Genomic DNA, 19064 nt, shown 5'->3' on the forward strand with positions numbered 1-19064 from the left:
ACCTTCGCCGCGATGAAACGATTCATTCATGCTACGGCTCGCCGCCTCACCCCGCCGGCCGCAGCGTCCGCCTGGCACCCGGGAGCACTGACCATGACGAGCCGATCCGACGTCACCGCCGTGAAGGCCGCGCTCAAGACCCAGGCCATCGAGACACCGTCATGGGCGTACGGGAACTCGGGGACCCGTTTCAAGGTGTTCGCGCAGCCCGGAGTGCCGCGCTCCCCGCGGGAGAAGCTGGACGACGCGGCGAAGGTGCACGAGTTCACCGGCGTCGCGCCGACGGTCGCCCTGCACATCCCCTGGGACAGGGTCGACGACTACGCGGCCCTGGCCCGGTACGCCGGGGAGCGCGGCCTGAGGCTGGGCGCGGTCAACTCCAACACCTTCCAGGACGACGACTACCGGCTCGGCAGCATCTGCCACCCCGACGCGACGGTGCGCCGCAAGGCCGTCGGCCATCTCCTCGAGTGCGTCGACATCATGGATGCGACCGGGTCGAGGGACCTCAAGCTGTGGTTCGCCGACGGCACGAACTACCCCGGCCAGGACGACCTGCGCGGGCGCCAGGACCGTCTCGCGGAGGGTCTCGTCCAGGTGTACGACCGGCTCGGCGACGGGCAGCGGATGCTGCTGGAGTACAAGTTCTTCGAGCCGGCCTTCTACGCCACCGACGTCCCGGACTGGGGCACCGCCTACGCGCACTGCCTCAAGCTCGGCGAGAAGGCCCGGGTCGTCGTCGACACCGGCCACCACGCACCCGGCACGAACATCGAGTTCATCGTCTCCACCCTGCTGCGGGAGCGAAAGCTCGGCGGTTTCGACTTCAACTCCCGCTTCTACGCCGACGACGACCTGATGGTGGGCGCCGCCGACCCCTTCCAGCTGTTCCGGATCATGTACGAGGTGATCCGGGGCGGCGGCCTCGCCCCCGGCACCGCCTTCATGCTCGACCAGTGCCACAACATCGAGGCCAAGATCCCCGCGATCATCCGCTCCGTGATGAACGTCCAGGAGGCCACGGCGAAGGCGCTGCTCGTCGACGGCGAGGCCCTGGACGCCGCCCAGCGCTCCGGTGACGTGCTGGAGGCCAACGCGGTGCTGATGGACGCCTACAACACCGACGTGCGGCCGCTGCTCGGCGAGGTGCGGACGGAGCTGGGGCTGGACGCGGACCCGATCGCGGCGTACCGGCGGTCGGGGTGGCAGGAGCGGATCGCGGCGGAGCGGGTGGGGGGAGCGCAGGCGGGCTGGGGAGCGTAGCCGTCGCACCGGGCTTTCGCGGATGCTCCCCGGGGCGGGGGCCCGGCCGGGGCGCGCCTGCGGGGCGCTCCGCGCGCGGACGTTCCCCGCGGGGGGAATGCCTGCGCGGACGTTTCCCGCTGGGGTGTTCCCCGCGCGTGTCTTTCGGCCCCGCGGGCTTGTTCAGGTTGTTCGCGCCGACGCGGCGCAGCCGCACGTCGGCATGGCCCGCCCGTCCGCCGGGCGCGTCTTCGTGTACGTACTTCTTAAGGACTGGTCTGATCATGGCATCGCATCCTGAGGCCGACGCTCTGCTGGCGCGTTCCCGGCGGCTCGGTTCCGATCCCCGGAACACCAACTACGCGGGGGGCAACACCTCCGCGAAGGGGACCGGCACCGACCCGGTGACCGGAGGTGAGGTCGAGCTGATGTGGGTCAAGGGGTCCGGCGGGGACCTCGGGACGCTCACCGGGGCGGGGCTGGCCGTGCTGCGGCTGGACCGGCTGCGGGCGCTCGCCGGGGTGTATCCGGGCGAGGAGCGCGAGGACGAGATGGTCGCCGCGTTCGACTACTGCCTGCACGGCAGGGGCGGCGCCGCGCCCTCCATCGACACCGCCATGCACGGCCTGGTGGACGCCGCCCACGTCGACCACCTGCACCCCGACTCCGGTATCGCGCTGGCCTGCGCGGCCGACGGGGAGAAGCTCACCGCCGAGTGCTTCGGCGACAGCGTGGTGTGGGTGCCGTGGCGGCGGCCCGGGTTCCAGCTCGGACTCGACATCGCGGCCGTCAAGGAGGCCAACCCGCGGGCCGTCGGCTGCGTCCTGGGCGGGCACGGCATCACCGCGTGGGGCGACACCTCCGAGGAGTGCGAACGCAACTCGCTGCACATCATCCGTACCGCCGAGGCGTTCCTCGCCGGGCGCGGGAAGGCGGAGCCCTTCGGGCCGGTCCTCGCCGGGTTCGAGGCCCTCGCCGAGGACGAGCGCCGGGAGCGGGCCGCCGCGCTCGCCCCGTACGTCCGGGCGATCGCCGCCCAGGACCGGCCGCAGGTCGGCCACTTCACGGACTCCGGCGTCGTCCTCGACTTCCTCGCCCGCGCCGGGCACCCGCGCCTCGCCGCGCTGGGCACCTCCTGCCCCGACCACTTCCTGCGCACCAAGGTCAGGCCGCTGGTCCTCGACGTGGCGCCGACCGTGCCGGTCGAGGAGGCGGTCGCGCGGCTGAAGGAGCTGCACGCGGAGTACCGCGAGGAGTACGCGGCCTACTACCGGCGGCACGCCGGGCCGGGCTCCCCCGCGATGCGCGGCGCCGACCCGGCGATCGTGCTGGTCCCCGGGGTGGGCATGTTCTCCTTCGGCAAGGACAAGCAGACCGCGCGGGTGGCGGGCGAGTTCTACGTCAACGCGATCAACGTGATGCGCGGCGCTGAGGCCGTCTCGGCGTACGCGCCGATCGAGGAGTCGGAGAAGTTCCGCATCGAGTACTGGGCGCTGGAGGAGGCCAAGCTCCGGCGGATGCCGAGGCCGAAGCCCCTGGCGACCCGGGTGGCGCTGGTGACCGGCGCGGGCAGCGGCATCGGCAAGGCGATCGCGCACCGGCTGGTCGCCGAGGGCGCGTGCGTCGTCGTCGCCGATCTGAACGTCGGGAACGCGGCGGCCGTCGCCGAGGAGCTGGGCGGCGCGGACAAGGCCGTCGCCGTCACCGTGGACGTGAGGGACGAGGAGCAGATCGCCGACGCCTTCAAGGCGGCCGTGCTCGCCTTCGGCGGGGTGGACCTGGTCGTCAACAACGCGGGCGTCTCGATCTCCAAGCCCCTGCTGGAGACGTCCGCGAAGGACTGGGACCTCCAGCACGACATCATGGCCCGCGGTTCGTTCCTCGTCTCGCGGGAGGCGGCCCGGACGATGATCGCGCAGGGGCAGGGCGGCGACATCGTCTACATCGCCTCGAAGAACGCGGTGTTCGCCGGTCCGAACAACATCGCGTACTCGGCGACCAAGGCCGACCAGGCCCACCAGGTGCGGCTGCTCGCCGCCGAACTGGGCGAGCACGGCATCCGCGTCAACGGCGTCAACCCGGACGGCGTCGTGCGCGGCTCCGGGATCTTCGCGGCCGGCTGGGGCGCGCGGCGCGCCGCCGTGTACGGCGTGGCGGAGGACAAGCTCGGCGAGTTCTACGCCCAGCGGACCCTCCTCAAGCGCGAGGTGCTGCCCGAGCACGTCGCGAACGCCGTCTTCGCGCTGACCGGCGGCGACCTGACCCACACCACCGGACTGCACGTCCCGGTCGACGCCGGCGTCGCCGCCGCGTTCCTGCGGTGAGCGCTGTGCGCACGTACGCCGCGGTCGACCTCGGCGCGTCCAGTGGACGGGTGATGACCGGCCGCGTGGGGCCCGGCACCCTGGAACTCACCGAGGCGCACCGCTTCGCGGACCGGCCCGTGCGGCTTCCCGAGGGGCTGCGCTGGGACGTCCTGTCGCTGTACGCGGGAGTGCTCGAAGGGCTGCGGCGCGCCGGTCCCGTCGACTCCGTGGGGATCGACGGCTGGGCCGTCGACTATGGGCTGCTGGACGCGGACGGGGCACTGCTCGGCAGCCCCGTGCACTACCGGGACGCCCGTACCGAGGGTGTCGCGCGACGGGTGTGGGAGACCGTGCCCCCCGCCGAGCTGTACACCGCGACGGGCCTGCAGTACGCGCCGTTCAACACGCTGTACCAGCTGGTCGCCGCGCGGGGGACGGCGCAACTGGCGGCCGCGCGGCGGCTGTTGCTGGTGCCGGACCTGCTGACGTACTGGCTCACGGGTGAGCCGGGAACGGAGCTGACCAACGCCTCGACCACCCAGCTGATCGACCCGCGCACCGGTGACTGGGCGTACGGGACCGCCGAGCGGCTCGGCATCGACCTGGGCCTGTTCGCCCCGCTGCGCCGGCCGGGCGACCCCGCCGGGGTGCTGCGGCCCGAGGTGCTGGAGGAGACCGGGCTGACCGGTCCGGTCCCGGTGACCACGGTCGGCTCCCACGACACGGCCTCGGCCGTCGCCGCGGTGCCCGCCGCCGGCGAGCGCTTCGCCTACATCTGTACGGGCACCTGGTCGCTGGCCGGGCTCGAACTGGACGCCCCGGTGCTCACCGAGGCGAGCCGGGCCGCGAACTTCACCAACGAGCTGGGGCTGGACGGCACCGTCCGCTATCTGCGCAACATCATGGGCCTGTGGCTCCTCCAGGAGTCTCTGCGGGCCTGGGGCGCCCCCGACCTGCCCACGCTGCTCGGCGAGGCGGCGAAGGTGCCCGCACTGCGCTCGGTCGTGGACGCCGGGGACGCCGCGTTCCTCGCCCCCGGGAACATTCCCCGGCGGATCGCGGACGCCTGCCGGGCCTCGGGCCAGCCGGTGCCGGACTCCCCCGCCGAGACGACCCGCTGCGTCCTCGACTCGCTCGCCCTGGCCCACCGCGGGGCAATCGCCGAGGCGCAGGCGCTCACCGGCCGGCCGGTCGACGTCGTCCACGTCGTCGGCGGCGGCGCCCGCAACGAGCTGCTGTGCCGGCTGACCGCCGACGCCTGCGGCCTGCCGGTCGTGGCGGGCCCCGCCGAGGCCGCCGCGCTGGGCAACGTCCTCGTCCAGGCGCGGACCCACGGCCTGGTCGGCGACCGTGCCTCGATGCGTGAACTGGTGGCCCGTACGCAGCCGTTGCGGCGGTACGAACCGAGCGGCGGTACGGCCCCGTGGCGGGAGGCCGAAGCCCGGCTCACCGCGCGGTGACGCGACCCGCCCCGGCCCGTACCCTGCTCCCGTCCGACGACCGACCCGAAGGAGCCGCGATGCGTGTCGCCCTGTTCCTGACCTGTGTCAACGACACGCTCTACCCGGACACCGGCCGCGCCGTGGTGAGACTGCTGACCCGGCTCGGTGTGGACGTCGACTTCCCGGCCGGCCAGACGTGCTGCGGGCAGGCGCACTACAACACCGGCTACCGCCACGAGGCGGAGCCACTGGCCCGGCGGTTCGCCGCCGTCTTCGGCGGCTACGAGGCGATCGTGACGCCCTCGGGGTCGTGCGGCGCGATGGTGCGGGAGCTGTATCCGCGGATGGGTGAACGGGCCCGTGCCGAGGGCCGCGGGGACACGCTCGCCCGGGCCCTCGCACCGGTGGTGCCCCGGACGTACGAGCTGACCGAGTTCCTGGTCGACGTGCTCGGGGTGACGGACGTCGGCGCCTGCTACCCCCACACCGTCACCTACCACCCCACCTGTCACGGTCTGCGCTCCCTGAGGCTCGGGGACCGTCCGCGCCGGCTGCTGGAGGCGGTGAAGGGGCTCGAACTGCTGGAGCTGCCCGGCGCCGAGGAGTGCTGCGGGTTCGGCGGCACCTTCGCCGTGAAGAACGCCGACGTGTCCGCGGCGATGGGCGCCGACAAGGTACGCAACGCCGAGTCGACGGGAGCCGACGTGCTGTGCGCCGCCGACAACTCCTGTCTGATGCACATCGGCGGCACGATGGGCCGGCTGCGTACGGCCGTGCGGCCGGTGCACATCGCGGAGATCCTGGCGAGCACGGAGGAGGAGCCGAGCGCATGAGCGGGAGCACACCGTCCGGGCCGCCGGGGGGCCGGCCGGACCGCACGCGAGGAGCGGGGCACGTGAGCGGGACCTTCGTCGGGATGCCGGCGTTTCCGAAGGCCGCGCGCGCCGCGATCCGCGACGACACCCTGCGCGGCAACCTCCGCCACGCCACGCACACCATCCGCGCCAAGCGCGAGAAGGCCGTCGCGGAACTCTCCGACTGGGCGGCGCTGCGCGAGGCGGGCAAGCGGATCAAGGACCACACGCTGCGCCACCTCGACCGGTATCTGGTCCAGCTGGAGGAATCGGTCACCGCGGCCGGCGGCACGGTCCACTGGGCCGCCGACGCCGACGAGGCCAACCGGATCGTCGCGGATCTCGTGAAGGCGACCGGGGAGTCCGAGGTCGTCAAGGTCAAGTCGATGGCCACCCAGGAGACCGGGCTCAACGAGGCCCTGGAGGCCGAGGGCATCCACGCCTACGAGACCGATCTCGCCGAGCTGATCGTTCAGTTGGGCAGGGACCGCCCGTCACACATCCTCGTCCCGGCGATCCATCGCAACCGGGGCGAGATCCGGGACATCTTCGCGCGGGAGATGAGCGAGTGGGGCCGCCCGGCGCCCGAGGGGCTCACCGACTCGCCCGCCGAACTCGCCGAGGCGGCCCGGCTGCACCTGCGCGAGAAGTTCCTGCGCGCCAAGGTCGGGATCTCGGGCGCCAACTTCATGGTGGCCGAGACCGGCACCCTCGTCGTCGTCGAGTCCGAGGGCAACGGGCGGATGTGCCTGACCCTGCCGCAGACCCTCATCTCGGTCGTCGGCATCGAGAAGACCGTGCCGACCTGGCGGGACCTGGAGGTCTTCCTGCAGACGCTGCCCCGCTCCTCGACCGCCGAGCGCATGAACCCGTACACCTCCACCTGGACGGGCCCGTCCGGCCCGGAAAGCGCCGACGGCCCGCGTGACTTCCATCTGGTCCTCCTGGACAACGGCCGCACCGACACCCTCGCCGACGAGGTGGGCCGCCAGGCCCTGCGCTGCATCCGCTGCTCGGCGTGCCTCAACGTCTGCCCCGTGTACGAGCGGGCCGGCGGGCACGCGTACGGCTCGGTGTACCCCGGCCCGATCGGCGCGATCCTCAGCCCCCAGCTCCGGGGCACCGCGAGCGAGATCGACGCCTCGCTCCCGTACGCGTCCTCGCTGTGCGGTGCCTGCTACGAGGTCTGTCCCGTCGCCATCGACATCCCCGAGGTGCTGGTGCATCTGCGGGAGCGGGTCGTCCAGGGCGGCGTGGCGACACGCGACGGCGCCAAGGTCGTCCTCAAGCCGGCCAAGGGACACGCCGCCGAGCGGGCGGCGATGCGCGCGGCACGCTGGGCGTTCGACAACCCGGGCGCGCTGCGCGCCGGCCAGCGGCTGGCGTCGCGGACCCGCCGCTTCCACCCCCGTACGCTCCCGGGGCCCGGCCGGGCGTGGAGCGACAGCCGCGATCTGCCGACGGTGCCCGCGGAGCCCTTCCGCGACTGGTGGCAGCGCACCCGGGGCGGGAAGGACGCCACATGAGCAGCAGGGACCTGATCCTGGGCCGGGTGCGGCGCGCGCTGGCCGGCGTGCCGCGCGACGACACGCCCTACGACCAGGCCGTCGAGCGCGGCTATCTGCGCGAGCACGGCGGCCTCGACGCCGAGCGGGCGGTCGCTCTGCTGGCGGAGAACCTCGCGGACTACCGGGCGCTCGTGCACCGGACGGACGCGGCGGGCCTGCCCGCGCTGCTGGCCCGGCTCCTGGCCGGGCGCGGCGCGCGGACCGTCCTGGTCCCGCCCTGTCTGCCGGACGGCTGGCTGGCGGACGCCGCGGCGGAGCGGGTACCGGACGACGCGGCCGACACGCCGTACGACCTGGACCGGATCGACAGTGTGGTGACCGGATGCGCGGTCGCCGTCGCCGAGACCGGCACCCTCGTGCTGGACGGCTCCCCCGACCAGGGCAGGCGCCGGATCACGCTCGTCCCCGACCACCACATCTGCGTCGTACGGGTGCCCGGCCAGGTCGTGTCGTCGGTGCCGCAGGCCCTGGAGCGGCTCGACCCGGCGCGACCGCTCACCTGGATCTCCGGCCCGTCGGCGACCAGCGACATCGAACTCGACCGTGTGGAAGGGGTGCACGGACCGCGCACCCTGGAGGTCGTGCTGGTGGAAGGGGTCTGAGGGCCGCTCCGCGTCCGCGGCGTCCCGCGGGATCCTAGGCCCTGTCCTGGGGGCGGCCCTCGGCCGTCCTCCGGTTGGCTCCGGGGCTGGGGCTGATGGGGTCGCCCGAACCGCCCCGGTCGCCGCCGGAGGTGCCGGTGCCGGTGTCGTCCTCGTACTCCTGCTCCTTCACCTCTTCCAGGACCTCCTCGGTGGCGGTGCGGGCCGGCTTCTCGCGCCTCGAGGGGCGCCGCGGGGTGTCAGGCATGCCCGGCGGGTACCCCGCGGTCCCGCGATGATCCCCGGCTACACGGGCAGGCCCGGTGTCCGCGTCCGTGGCGTCCGCACTGGCAGAGCCGCCGGTGAGTGCCGACGATGGAAGCGAATGGAGACGTGGGCCGGTCCGCCGCCTCGGGCGCGGGCCGGCGCCCGACCCCGGAGGTGACGCCATGACCAGCGCCCGCTCGCCGCACGACGAGACGTCGCTCCCGGCCGCGCCGGGGCCCGTCAGCGAGGCGGACCGGATCATGGAACTCCAGGAGGAGATCGACCAGCTCAAGGACGCCGTGACCTCGCACGCCGTCGTGGACCAGGCGATCGGCCTGGTGGTCGCCCTGGGCCGGGTGACGCCGGACGAGGGCTGGACCGTACTGCGCGAGGTCTCCCAGCACACGAACGTGAAACTCCGCGACATCGCGGAGATGGTCCTTCTCTGGGCCAGGACCGGGGAATTGCCGTCCTCGGTACGAACCGCCCTGGAGGAGGCTCTCGACCGTTGCGGTCCGGCGCCGGCGCGCACGATGGAGTACCGGCCGTTGCGGTGAATGCCGAAGGGCCCGGCGGCGGGTGCGGCCCCCTCGTTGCGGCCCCCTGGTATTCGCGCCCGCGGGTCGGTTTCGATCGGGGCCGCCCGGATAGTCCGGACAGTGGCGGGAATCCGGCGAGCCTTTTCCCGGGAGGGTTCGGCAGTGAGCTCGCCGCCTCGCCGCCCGGACCGAGAGGACTCGACCCGGGCGGCCGGGGTCAGGCGGCGTCCCGCGGCTTCTCGTCCGCTTCGGCCTCCTCGGCCTGCACCCGCTCCCGCAGCGCGGCGCAGCAGCCGCTGAGCAGCCGGGAGACGTGCATCTGGGAGATGCCGAGCCGGCCGGCGATGCCACTCTGGGTCATCCCGCCGAAGAAGCGCAGGTAGAGGATGGTCCGGTCGCGTTCGGGGAGGTCACGGAGCGCGGGTTTGACGGCCTCGCGGTCGACGACGAGGTCGAATCCCCCGTCGTCCTGGCCGAGGGAGTCCCCCAGCGCGTACCCGTCCTCGCTGCCCGGCAGTTCGGCGTCGAGCGAGAGCGCGGTGAAGCTGTCGAGGGCTTCGAGCCCGGCCCGTACGTCCTCGTCGCTGAGCTGCGTGTACGCGGCGATCTCGGCGACCGTCGGCAGCCGGCCCGGGGTCTGGGAGAGGTCCTTCATGGCGGAGCGGACCCGGTTGCGCAGGTCCTGGATGCGGCGCGGCACGTGCAGGGTCCACATGTGGTCGCGGAAGTGCCGCTTGATCTCGCCGGTGATGGTGGGGATGGCGTAGCTCTCGAAGGCGTTGCCGCGCTCGGGGTCGTAGCGGTCGACGGACTTGACCAGCCCGAGTGCGGCGACCTGGCAGAGGTCCTCGATCGACTCGCCCCTGCCGCGGTACCGGCCCGCTATCCGTTCCGCCATGGGCAGCCAGGACCGCACGATGTCGTCACGCAGTGCCTGCCGCTCGGGCCCGTCCGGCAGGCCGGCGAGCCTCTCGAACGCCTCAGCGGTGTCGGGTGCGTCGTCGTGGGGGTGTTGCTTCGTTCTGGCGGGGACTCGCATAGTGCTCGCCCACTCCCTCGAAGGGTGCAGTTGGGACAGTCACCATGGGAGCGTCTTGTCGAATCGTCCGGGACACACCCGTGATTCGAGCCGACCGGGCTCCCACGGACGTGCCTCCTGTCCGAAGCACTGTGCAATCTTTTCCCGCTGCCCGGCGCACCGAAACAATTCCGTGGAATTCACCCGAAGGCCTCCGCTGGCTTTGCGGGAGAGGTCCTTCGAATGCGCGGGAGTGAATTCACTCGCCGTATCCCCGGAATGCGGAATGGTGAGCCGGGCCTATAATGCGGGCGTTTCTCAGGTGCTGCCGGGGCCGCCTCCGCCGAACGAGCCGCTGGAGCCGGAGTCCCAGCGCGGGCGTTCCTGGTCCTCGCTCCGCCTGCTGCCGGAGGCGTGCAGGTCGTGCGGGGTCAGCCGCTCGCTCTCGTCGGCGGCCCGCGGCACCTCGTCCGGCTCCCGCCGCTCCCGGGTCTCGTGCACCGGTCCGGACCGCGGCATCCTGGGCTGCTGGTCGTGCCGGGGCGGACCCGGCTCCCGCCGCCTCGTCCGGACGCCGAGCCGGACCGCCCAGATGAGGGCGGCGACGATGACGAGGCCGCCGACGAAGGCGCCGATCACGCCGAACCCCACGCTCGACGTGACGGCCTCGTAGTGGTGCGTGTGCGTGCTCACCGAGTGCGTCATGGACACCGGGTACCCAGGGCGGACGGCCGGATTCTCCGTCGTTCGGGTGGGTCCGCCCGGCTACGCCGGTCCGCGGCCGCGCCGGTGGAGGGCGGCGGAGACTGCGGTGGCCGCGACGACGCCCGCGCCGACGAACGTCCAGGCGGGGTGGCGGGCCAGGGCGGCCTCCAGGGAGTGGCCGTGCGAGGAGTCGTCGAACATGCCGTGGGCGCCGTGGTCGCTGCCCGGGGGAGCGTCGACCGGCTCGAAGAGGTTGCTGTCCCCGGTCGGGGGCTTGCCCTCGATCTGCTGCGCGTCGAAGCCGGTGCGGGCGAGGTAGCGGTCGAGGAGGGCGGGCACGAAGCGGTTGGCCCAGACGGTCGCCAGAGTGGTCGCGCCGACGAAGTACTGCTTGCGCCTGGGGTGATCGGCGGCGTGCACGACGCCGCGGGCGGCCACCTCGGGCTGGTAGATCGGCGGGACGGGGCTCGGATGGCCGGGCAGCCGGGTGTGCACCCAGGAGAACTGCGGTGTGTTGACCGCGGGCATCTGGGCGACGGTGATGTGGACGTTGCTGCCGCGGTGCATCAGCTCGGTGCGCACGGACGAGGTGAAGCCGTTGATGGCGTGCTTGGAGCCGCAGTACGCCGACTGCAGCGGGACGGAGCGCTCGCCGAGGGCGGAGCCGACCTGGACGATCGTTCCCCGGTCGCGCGGCAGCATCCGTTTCAGCGCGGCCCGTGTGCCGTTGACGAACCCGTGGTACGTCACGTCGGTGACCCGCTGGTACTCCTCGGCCGTGATCTCGTCGAACGGCGCGAAGACGCTGGTGAACGCGCAGTTGATCCACACGTCGATGGTGCCGAAGGCCTCCTCGGCGGCATCGGCCGCGGCCTCGACCTGACGGGCGTCCGAGGTGTCGGCGATGTGGACGAGCGGGCGTCCGCCGACGTCCTCGACCTCGTCGGCGGCGGCCCGCAGTCCCGCGCGCCCCCGGGCGACCAGGACGACGTTGGCGCCCCGCCGGGCGTAGAGGCGGGCGGTGGCGCGGCCGATGCCCGCGCTGGCTCCGGTGATGACGACGGTCTCGGGCATGATCATGTCCTCTCTTCCCGGTCCGGGCCCCGGTTCTGCGGGGGCTCGGCCAGACGGGCGGCGGTCTCCAGGAGCAGGGCGTGCACGAACGCCTGGGGCAGGTTTCCGCGCAGCTGGCGCTGGGCGATGTCGAACTCCTCGGCGTAGAGGCCGGACGCGCCGCACGCCCCGCGGTTGCGTTCGAACCAGCGGTGCGCGGAGACGGCCTGCCCCTGTTCGTGCGCGGGGTCGGCCCGCCCCTGCCGGTGTTCGGCGAGCGCCATCACGAACCCGCACAGCAGGAACGCGCCCTCGGCCTCTTCGAGGGGCCGGTCGTCGTGCCGGAAGCGGTACGCGAAGTGGTCCTGGGTCAGTTCCCGCCGGCAGGCGGCCAGGGTGGCGCGGGTGCGGGGGTCGTCGGCGGGCAGGGCGCCGCGTACCGAGGGCAGCAGCAGGGCCGCGTCGACCTTCGGGTCGTGGGGAGCCCGCTGCCAGTGGCCTCGCGGGTGCAGGCCGGTCTCGGTGGTGGCGGCCAGGATCGTGTCGGCCAGCCGGACGCAGGTGCCGGACAGGGGGTGGCGGGGCGCGGCCGCCGCGACGGCCCGCAGACCGGCGACGCAGGTGAGCCGGCTGTGCGTCCACCGGTGGTCGTCCAGCTCCCAGATCCCGGCGTCCGGTTCGCGCCAGCGGTCGGCGACGGCCCGCACGGCGGTCTCCACGGCCTTCCAGGAGGCGGTGTCGAGCCGGTGCAGCCGTTCGGCCGCGGCGAACAACAGCAGCGCCTCGCCGAAGCAGTCGAGCTGGAACTGTTCCCGGACGTGGTTGCCGACGCGGTCGAAGCCGCCGGGGTAGCCGGGCAGGTCCAGCTCGCCCTGCTCGGGCACGGCGCCGCCGTGCACGGTGTAGGCGGGGGCGAGGCCGGGGCCGTCCGCGAGCAGCCGCTCGGTGACGAAGCGGACCGCGTCGTCGAGGAGTTCGGGGGCGCCGACGGCGGCGGCCGCCTGTCCCGCGTAGCTCTGGTCGCGGATCCACACGTAGCGGTAGTCGTAGTTGCGGCCCTCCTCGGCGCGCTCGGGGAGGCTGGTGGTGGCGGCGGCCACCATGCCGCCGTTCCTGGTGGTCAGCCCGCGCAGCACGGCGTAGGAGCGGCGGGCGTCGGTGGTGGCGATGGTGCCGTCGAGCCGGGGCACGCTCCGGTGCCAGGCCGCCTCGGTCTCCCGCCACGCCTCGCCGGCCTCCGGGAGCCGCCGGGGCGGTTCGCCGCCGGAGCACTCCAGGACCAGGTCGCGGCGTTCGCCCTCGCGCAGCACGAGGTCGGCGGTCAGGCCCTGTTCGCCCACGGTCGCGGAGGGCATGCCCTGCCAGCGCAGCCGGTGGCCGCCCGACCTCATGTGCCAGACGCCGTCCCTCTCGTGGACCTGTTCGAGGCCCGCCCGGCCGTAGTCGGCGCGGGGGTCGAGGACGACGCGCAGGCGGGCGGGCCCGTCGACCGCGTGCAGCTGCCGCAGCAGGACGAGGCGGTCCGGGTCGCCTGGGAAGGCGAGGGCCTCGCGGCACTCGACGACACCGTCCCCGGTCACCCAGCGGCTGCGCCAGATGAGGGTGCCCTCCTCGTAGTATCCGCCGAAGACGTACCTCTCCTCGGGCGTGATCGCGTAGACGCCCTTGCCGCCGATCAGGGAGGCGAAGACGGCGTCGTCGTGCCAGGTGGGCGCGCACAGCCAGGCGACGGCGCCGTCAGGCCCGATCAGGGCACCGCGTTCGCCGTCGGCCAGCAGGGCGTAGTCGTGCAGGGCGTGCGGCGGGAAGAGGGTGCTCATGCCGCTCCCCCGCCTCCGCCCGGCCGGGCCGCTCGCGCCATCACTCGCCCTCGGCGCCGGGCCGGTCCTCGCGGTGCCGGCCGCCCGGCAGCATCTCCTGGACCTTGGCCTTCAGGCCCTGGCGGACCATGCCGACGCGGTCGCTGTCGCCCTTGACGATGGAGACGGCGGCGGCCTCGATCTGGTCGAGCGAGGCGTGCGGCGGGATCGGCGGCACGGCGGGGTCGGTGCGGAAGTCGATCACGAAGGGCCTGGTCGCGGCCAGCGCGGCCTCCCACGCCCCGCGTACGTCCTCGGGCTTCTCCACCCGGACGCCGTCCAGGCCGACCATGCGGGCGAAGTCGGCGTAGGCGACGTCGGGGATGGACTGGGACGGCAGGAACTGCGGGGCGCCGGACATGGCGCGCATCTCCCAGGTCACCTGGTTGAGGTCCTCGTTGTTGAGGACGGCGACGATCAGGCGCGGGTCCTCCCACTGCCGCCAGTACTTGGCGACGGTGATCAGCTCGGCCATGCCGTTCATCTGCATGGCTCCGTCCCCGACCAGGGCGATCGCGGGCCGGTCCCCGTGGGCGAACTTGGCGCCGATCACGTACGGGACGCCGGGTCCCATGGTGGCGAGGGTGCCGGAGAGCGAGCCGCGCATGCCGCCGCGCAGCCGCAGATGGCGGGCGTACCAGTTGGCGGCGGAGCCGGAGTCCGCGGCCAGGATGACGTTCTCGGGGAGCAGGTCGTTCAGCGCGTGGGCGACGTACTCGGGGTTGACCGGTTCGGCGTCCACGGCGGCGCGCCGCTCCATGACCTCCCACCAGCGGGCGGTGTTCTTCTCGACGGTCTTGCGCCAGCTCTTGTTCTTCGTCTGCCTCAGGTGCGGCAGCAGCCGGGTCAGCGTCTCGCGGGCGTCTCCGACGAGGTTGATCTCGAAGGGGTAGCGCAGTCCGACCATGTGCGGGTCGATGTCGATCTGCACGGCGCGGGCCTGGCCGAACTCGGGCATGAACTGGGTGTACGGGAAGCTGGAGCCGATCACCAGCAGGGTGTCGCAGTCCTGCATCAGCTCGTAACTGGGCCGGGTGCCGAGCAGCCCGATGGAGCCGGTGACGTACGGCAGGTCGTCGTCGAGGGCGTCCTTGCCGAGGAGTGCCTTGGCGACACCGGCGCCGAGCCGTTCGGCGACCTCCATGACCTCCTTGCGGGCTCCGCGGGCGCCCTGCCCGATGAGGACGGCGACCTTCTCGCCCGCGTTCAGCAGTTCGGCGGCGCGCTCGATGTCGCTGTCGGCCGGCACCGGGGCGTACTGCGCCATGCCGAGGCTGGAGGGCACCATCTTGAAAGCGTGTCCGGGCGGCGAGTAGTCGAGTTCCTGCACGTCGGCGGGGATGATGACGGCGGTCACCGAGCGGCGGGCCATCGCGGTGCGCATCGCGCGGTCGATGACGTTCGGCAGCTGCTCGGGGACGGTGACCATCTCGCAGAAGTCGGAGGCGACGTCCTTGTAGAGGCTGACGAGGTCGACCTCCTGCTGGTACGAGCCGCCCATGGCGCTGCGGTTGGTCTGCCCGACGATGGCGACGACGGGCACGTGGTCGAGCTTGGCGTCGTAGAGGCCGTTCAGGAGGTGGATGGCGCCGGGCCCGGAGGTCGCCGCGCAGACGCCGACCCGGCCGGAGAACTTGGCGTAGCCGACCGCTTCGAAGGCGGCCATCTCCTCGTGCCGCGCCTGGACGAACTGGGGCTTGTTGTCGGCGCGCCCCCACGCGGCCAGCAGGCCGTTGATGCCGTCGCCCGGGTAGGCGAAGACGTGCTCCACCTCCCATTCGCGCAGGCGCTGCAGGACGTAGTCGGAGACCTTCATCGACATGGAGAGTGACCTTTCTGGTCGGGCGGTGGGCGGTCGTGGCCGGACGCCGGGCGGCGGGTCCCGTATCCGGACGCGCCGGTTCAGGCGCGGCGCCGCAGCGTGGAGGCGACGGCGCGTCCGGCGGCCGCGGCGGCCGCGGCCGTGACGGCGGCGGCGCCCGCGGTGGCCGCCCAGCGGCGGGTGGGTGAGGGCTCGCGCGGCCGCCGGGCGAGGCGTTCGGGCCGGTCGGCCGGCAGCGGCCCCTCGAGACCGAGGGCGAGCGCCTCGGCGAGGTGCAGGGCCCGGCGTCCGGTGCCGCCGTCCTCGATCTGGGTGCGGCAGCTGAAGCCGTCCGCGAGGAGCAGGCTGCCGGGGGCGGCCGCGCGGACGGCCGGCAGGACGCCCTGTTCGGCGACCTTCATGGAGACCTCGTGGTGGCCGCTCTCGAAGCCGAAGTTGCCGGCGAGGCCGCAGCAGCCCTCGTCGAGGACGTCGGCGTCGATGTGCGCGCGGCGCATCAGTTCACGGTCGGGGTCGTTCTTCATGATCGCGTGCTGGTGGCAGTGGGTCTGCACGGTGGCCTGCCGGCCGAGCGCGGGCGGCTTCCAGCCGTCGGGCGCGTGGTGGACGAGCTGCTCGGCGAAGGTCCGGAACCGGCCGGCCAGCCGCCGCACGTCCTGGTCGTGCGGCATCAGTTCGGGCGCGTCGGCGCGGAACACCGCCGTGCAGGACGGTTCGAGGCCGATGACGGGTGTGCCGGCCTCGATGTACGGCCTCAGGACGTCGAGGGTGCGCCGCAGGACCTTCTTCGCGGTCGTCAGCTGTCCGGTGGAGATCCAGGTCAGCCCGCAGCAGACGGCGTCGGTGGGGACGGCGACCCGGAAGCCGGCGTCCTCCAGGACCCGTACGGCCGAGATCGCGATGGACGGGTGGAAGTAGGTGCTGAAGGTGTCGGGCCACAGGACCACGGTCCGCGGGTCGGCGGGGTCCGGCGCGTCGCCGCCGCGCGCCCGCCACCACTGCACGAAGGACTCGGGCGCGAACACCGGGGCGGGCCGGGCCCGGTCCACCCCGGCCAGCAGCTTGCCCACGCGGGACAGGCCCGGCGCCCGCAGCACGGTGTTGACCAGCGACGGGGCGAGGCGCGAGAGCCGGGCCCACACGGGCAGCCAGCCCATGGAGTAGTGGGCGGGCGGACGCAGCCGGCCCGCGTAGTGGTGGGCGAGGAACTCGGCCTTGTACGTGGCCATGTCGACGCCAGTGGGGCAGTCGGACTTGCAGCCCTTGCAGGCCAGGCACAGGTCCAGCGCGTCCCGTACCTCCGTGGAGCGCCAGCCGTCCTTGACCGCGGAGTCCGCGTGGCCGTCGAGCATCTCGAACAGCAGCCGGGAGCGGCCGCGGGTGGAGTGCTCCTCCTCCTTCGTGGCCCGGTACGAGGGGCACATCACGCCGCCCTGCTCGCTGCGGCAGTTGCCGATCCCCACGCAGCGCATGACGGCGCGGGTGAAGGAGTGCTCGTCCTCGGGATAGCCGAAGTGGGAGTCGACGACGGCCGGCCGCCAGTCCGCGCCCAGGCGGAGCTGCCCGTCGACGGGGTTCGGGTCGACGACCTTGCCGGGGTTCATCCGGTTGTCCGGGTCGAAGAGGGCCTTCAGTTCGCCGAAGGCGGTGACGAGCCGCTCGCCGAACATCCGGGTCAGCAGCTCGCCCCGGGACTGCCCGTCGCCGTGCTCGCCGGAGAGGGAACCGCCGTAGGAGGCGACCAGGTCGGCGGCGCGCTCGAGGAAGCGGCGGAAGTCGGCGACGCCCTCGGCGGTCTTGAGCGCGAACGGGATCCGGGTGTGCACGCAGCCCTGGCCGAAGTGCCCGTACAGCGAGGGGTGGTCGTAGTCGAACTCCTCGAACAGCTTCTTCAGGTCGCGGAGGTAGTCGCCCAGGCGTTCGGGCGGGACGGCGGAGTCCTCCCAGCCCTCCCAGGTCTCGCGGTCGTCCGGCGGGCGCGCGGTGACCCCGAGCCCGGCCTCACGGGCCTTGAGCATCCGCTGCTCGCGCTCCGGGTCGTCGGAGAAGGCGACCCGGGGGTCGTCCTCGGCGCGGCCGAGGGCCCGCAGCAGGTCCTTCGCCTGCCCGTCGACATCGTCCTGGCTGTCGCCGCTGAACTGCACGAGCAGCCAGGCGTCGCCGTCCGGCAGGGTGTCGAGGGACTCCAGGTGGGCCTGCTCCTCGCGCATCAGCTGGGCCATCCGCCCGTCGAGGGCCTCCAGCTGGCTCGGCGAGCTGTGCTCCAGCAGGGCGGACACGTCGTCGGCGGCCCGGCAGATGTCGTCGTAGCCGAGGACCAGCAGCGACTGGTACGGCGGTACGGGCACCAGTTCGAGTTCGGCGCGCAGGACGGCGACGAGCGTGCCCTCGCTGCCGACCAGTGCCCTGGCCACGTCGAAGCCGTTCTCCGGGAGCAGGGAGTCGAGGTTGTACCCGGAGACACGGCGCGGGATCTTCGGGTACCCCTTGCGCACGTCGCCCAGGTACTCGCTGACGATGCGGTCCAGGCCGTCGTAGATCTCCGCGCGGCGGCCGCCCTCCACGGCGATCCGGGCCCGCTCCTCCTTCGAGGTCGGCCCGACCCACATGCGGGTGCCGTCGTAGGTGAGGACTTCGAGGCGGCGCACGTTGTCGACGGTCTTCCCGTACGCCTGGGCGGAGGAGCCGCACGAGTTGTTGCCGATCATGCCGCCCAGGGCGCAGTGGCTGTGCGTGGACGGCTTGGGCCCGAACTGCAGTCCGTGCCCGGCCAGCTGCCGGTTGAGGGCGTCGAGCACGATGCCCGGCTCCACGACACAGGTCCGCGCCTCGGGATCCACCGACAGCAGCGCGTGGCAGTACTTGGTCCAGTCGACGACGATCGCCGTGTTCGTCGACTGGCCGGCGAGGCTGGTGCCTCCGCCGCGCGAGAGCACCGGAGCGCCGAAGCGGGCGCAGACCTCCACCGCACGGGCGCCCGCCTCCACGGTGCGCGGCACGACCACACCGATCGGTACCTGGCGGTAGTTGGAACCGTCCGTGGCGTACGCGCCCCTGCTGCCCGCGTCGAAGCGGACCTCGGCGTCGACCGCGTCGCGCAGCGCGGCCTCCAGTTCCGCCACGTCCAGCTGCCCGCCGGGCACCGCGGGCTTCGATGCGGCCTCCGTCATCCTCATGTCCTCCGGAATCTGTGACCAAGACGCTCGGTTCACCGGGCCACCGGGTACCCGCCATTGCAGTGTGCAAAGGTTCTTGGGGGCTTCTTTTCGCTCGCATCCCGCGCGGAGGCCGGCCCCGCCCACGTCCTGGGCGTGGCCGGCCGGGCGGGTGGGCGGGCCCTAGACGCTCAGCCGGGAGCGCAGCAGTTCCTTGCCCAGCTCGGCGCCCTTGCGGCTGTCGGCCTGGGCCTTGCGGAACAGGTCCGCGAGCTCGGTGTCGTTCTCGCGCTCCGCGTCCTTGATGTACGTCTCCATCCGCAGCGCGTTGCTGAGGCAGGCCTCGACGTACCAGATCAGGTTGTAGTGCTTGTCCTTCGTGCCGGTGACGTCGCCGGTTTCGCTGGTCATGGTGTCCTTCTCTCGTGTCGGGTCTCTCGTGCCGGAGGCCGGGGACGCGTCCCGGGGTGCCGCTCCCGCGTGCCCCGGCCCCGGTGGCCGCGGCCCCCTGCCGGGCGGGCGTGCCGGCCCCCGGCGACGAGTACCCGATTCGCGCCCGGCACGCCTGCCGTCGTCCGTCTCTCATCTCAGCCGCCCGGGCACGCGCGGGCGACCGCACACACCCACTCGGACGAACCGCCCGCCCGGCGTGC

15 protein-coding genes are annotated in these 19064 nt (G+C 73.1%); 7 read left to right on the forward strand and 8 right to left on the reverse strand.

Annotated features, from left to right (window positions below; genetic code table 11):
- Nucleotides 1-93 precede the first annotated feature (93 nt).
- The 6 genes from rhaI (at nucleotide 94) to ACFY93_RS17920 (ending at nucleotide 8014) form a co-directional block, all read left to right on the forward strand.
- The gene (gene rhaI, locus ACFY93_RS17895) at nucleotides 94-1263 is read left to right on the forward strand and encodes an L-rhamnose isomerase (RefSeq protein WP_391359570.1); all 1170 of its coding nucleotides are present in this window, start codon (nucleotides 94-96) and stop codon (nucleotides 1261-1263) included.
- 263 nt (nucleotides 1264-1526) lie between these two features.
- Entirely contained in the window at nucleotides 1527-3566 is a 2040-nt protein-coding gene (locus tag ACFY93_RS17900) for a bifunctional aldolase/short-chain dehydrogenase (RefSeq protein WP_391359572.1), read from the forward strand.
- A gap of 5 nt (nucleotides 3567-3571) precedes the next feature.
- Nucleotides 3572-5008, forward strand: a complete 1437-nt coding sequence (locus ACFY93_RS17905) for an FGGY-family carbohydrate kinase (RefSeq protein WP_391359918.1) — start codon at nucleotides 3572-3574, stop codon at nucleotides 5006-5008.
- Nucleotides 5009-5067: 59 nt separating this feature from the next.
- Nucleotides 5068-5823: a heterodisulfide reductase-related iron-sulfur binding cluster gene (locus ACFY93_RS17910; RefSeq protein WP_391359574.1), complete on the forward strand. Its 756-nt coding sequence runs from the start codon at nucleotides 5068-5070 to the stop codon at nucleotides 5821-5823.
- A gap of 62 nt (nucleotides 5824-5885) precedes the next feature.
- A complete protein-coding gene (locus ACFY93_RS17915; RefSeq protein WP_391359576.1) occupies nucleotides 5886-7370 on the forward strand; it encodes a LutB/LldF family L-lactate oxidation iron-sulfur protein in 1485 nt (494 codons plus the stop codon).
- Nucleotides 7367-8014 carry an LUD domain-containing protein gene (locus tag ACFY93_RS17920; RefSeq protein WP_391359581.1) on the forward strand — a complete coding sequence of 216 codons (648 nt, stop codon included), beginning with the start codon at nucleotides 7367-7369 and terminating at the stop codon, nucleotides 8012-8014. Before ACFY93_RS17915 ends, ACFY93_RS17920 begins: the two co-directional genes overlap by 4 nt.
- 34 nt (nucleotides 8015-8048) lie before the next feature.
- On the opposite strand, the gene ACFY93_RS17925 is transcribed toward ACFY93_RS17920, so the two are convergent.
- The gene (locus ACFY93_RS17925; protein ID WP_391359582.1) at nucleotides 8049-8261 is read right to left on the reverse strand and encodes a hypothetical protein; all 213 of its coding nucleotides are present in this window, start codon (nucleotides 8259-8261) and stop codon (nucleotides 8049-8051) included.
- Nucleotides 8262-8520: 259 nt separating this feature from the next.
- Here ACFY93_RS17925 and ACFY93_RS17930 point away from each other — a divergent pair, with 259 nt between their 5' ends.
- A complete protein-coding gene (locus ACFY93_RS17930) occupies nucleotides 8521-8817 on the forward strand; it encodes an ANTAR domain-containing protein (RefSeq protein WP_391359920.1) in 297 nt (98 codons plus the stop codon).
- A 199-nt stretch (nucleotides 8818-9016) separates the two neighbouring features.
- On the opposite strand, the gene ACFY93_RS17935 is transcribed toward ACFY93_RS17930, so the two are convergent.
- The 7 genes from ACFY93_RS17935 to ACFY93_RS17965 all read right to left on the reverse strand — a co-directional run bounded on the left by ACFY93_RS17935 (nucleotide 9017) and on the right by ACFY93_RS17965 (nucleotide 18822).
- Nucleotides 9017-9838, reverse strand: a complete 822-nt coding sequence (locus ACFY93_RS17935) for a SigB/SigF/SigG family RNA polymerase sigma factor (RefSeq protein ID WP_391359585.1) — start codon at nucleotides 9836-9838, stop codon at nucleotides 9017-9019.
- 297 nt (nucleotides 9839-10135) lie between these two features.
- The gene (locus ACFY93_RS17940) at nucleotides 10136-10522 is read right to left on the reverse strand and encodes a DUF6479 family protein (protein WP_391359587.1); all 387 of its coding nucleotides are present in this window, start codon (nucleotides 10520-10522) and stop codon (nucleotides 10136-10138) included.
- A 60-nt stretch (nucleotides 10523-10582) separates the two neighbouring features.
- Nucleotides 10583-11596, reverse strand: coding sequence for an SDR family oxidoreductase (locus ACFY93_RS17945; protein WP_391359590.1), 1014 nt, complete (start codon nucleotides 11594-11596; stop codon nucleotides 10583-10585).
- Nucleotides 11597-11598: 2 nt separating this feature from the next.
- Complete coding sequence (locus ACFY93_RS17950; RefSeq protein WP_391359593.1) at nucleotides 11599-13395, reverse strand: glycoside hydrolase family 15 protein; 1797 nt, start codon at nucleotides 13393-13395, stop codon at nucleotides 11599-11601.
- Between the two features lie 40 nt (nucleotides 13396-13435).
- On the reverse strand, nucleotides 13436-15256 hold the full coding sequence (locus tag ACFY93_RS17955; protein ID WP_391359596.1) for a thiamine pyrophosphate-requiring protein: 1821 nt from the start codon (nucleotides 15254-15256) through the stop codon (nucleotides 13436-13438).
- A gap of 80 nt (nucleotides 15257-15336) precedes the next feature.
- Entirely contained in the window at nucleotides 15337-18426 is a 3090-nt protein-coding gene (locus ACFY93_RS17960; protein ID WP_391359597.1) for an FAD-linked oxidase C-terminal domain-containing protein, read from the reverse strand.
- Between the two features lie 168 nt (nucleotides 18427-18594).
- Entirely contained in the window at nucleotides 18595-18822 is a 228-nt protein-coding gene (locus ACFY93_RS17965) for a hypothetical protein (protein ID WP_391359600.1), read from the reverse strand.
- Nucleotides 18823-19064: the final 242 nt, after the last annotated feature.

Origin of the sequence: Streptomyces sp. NPDC008313, from assembly GCF_042956125.1 — a bacterium.
Lineage (GTDB): Bacteria > Actinomycetota > Actinomycetes > Streptomycetales > Streptomycetaceae > Streptomyces.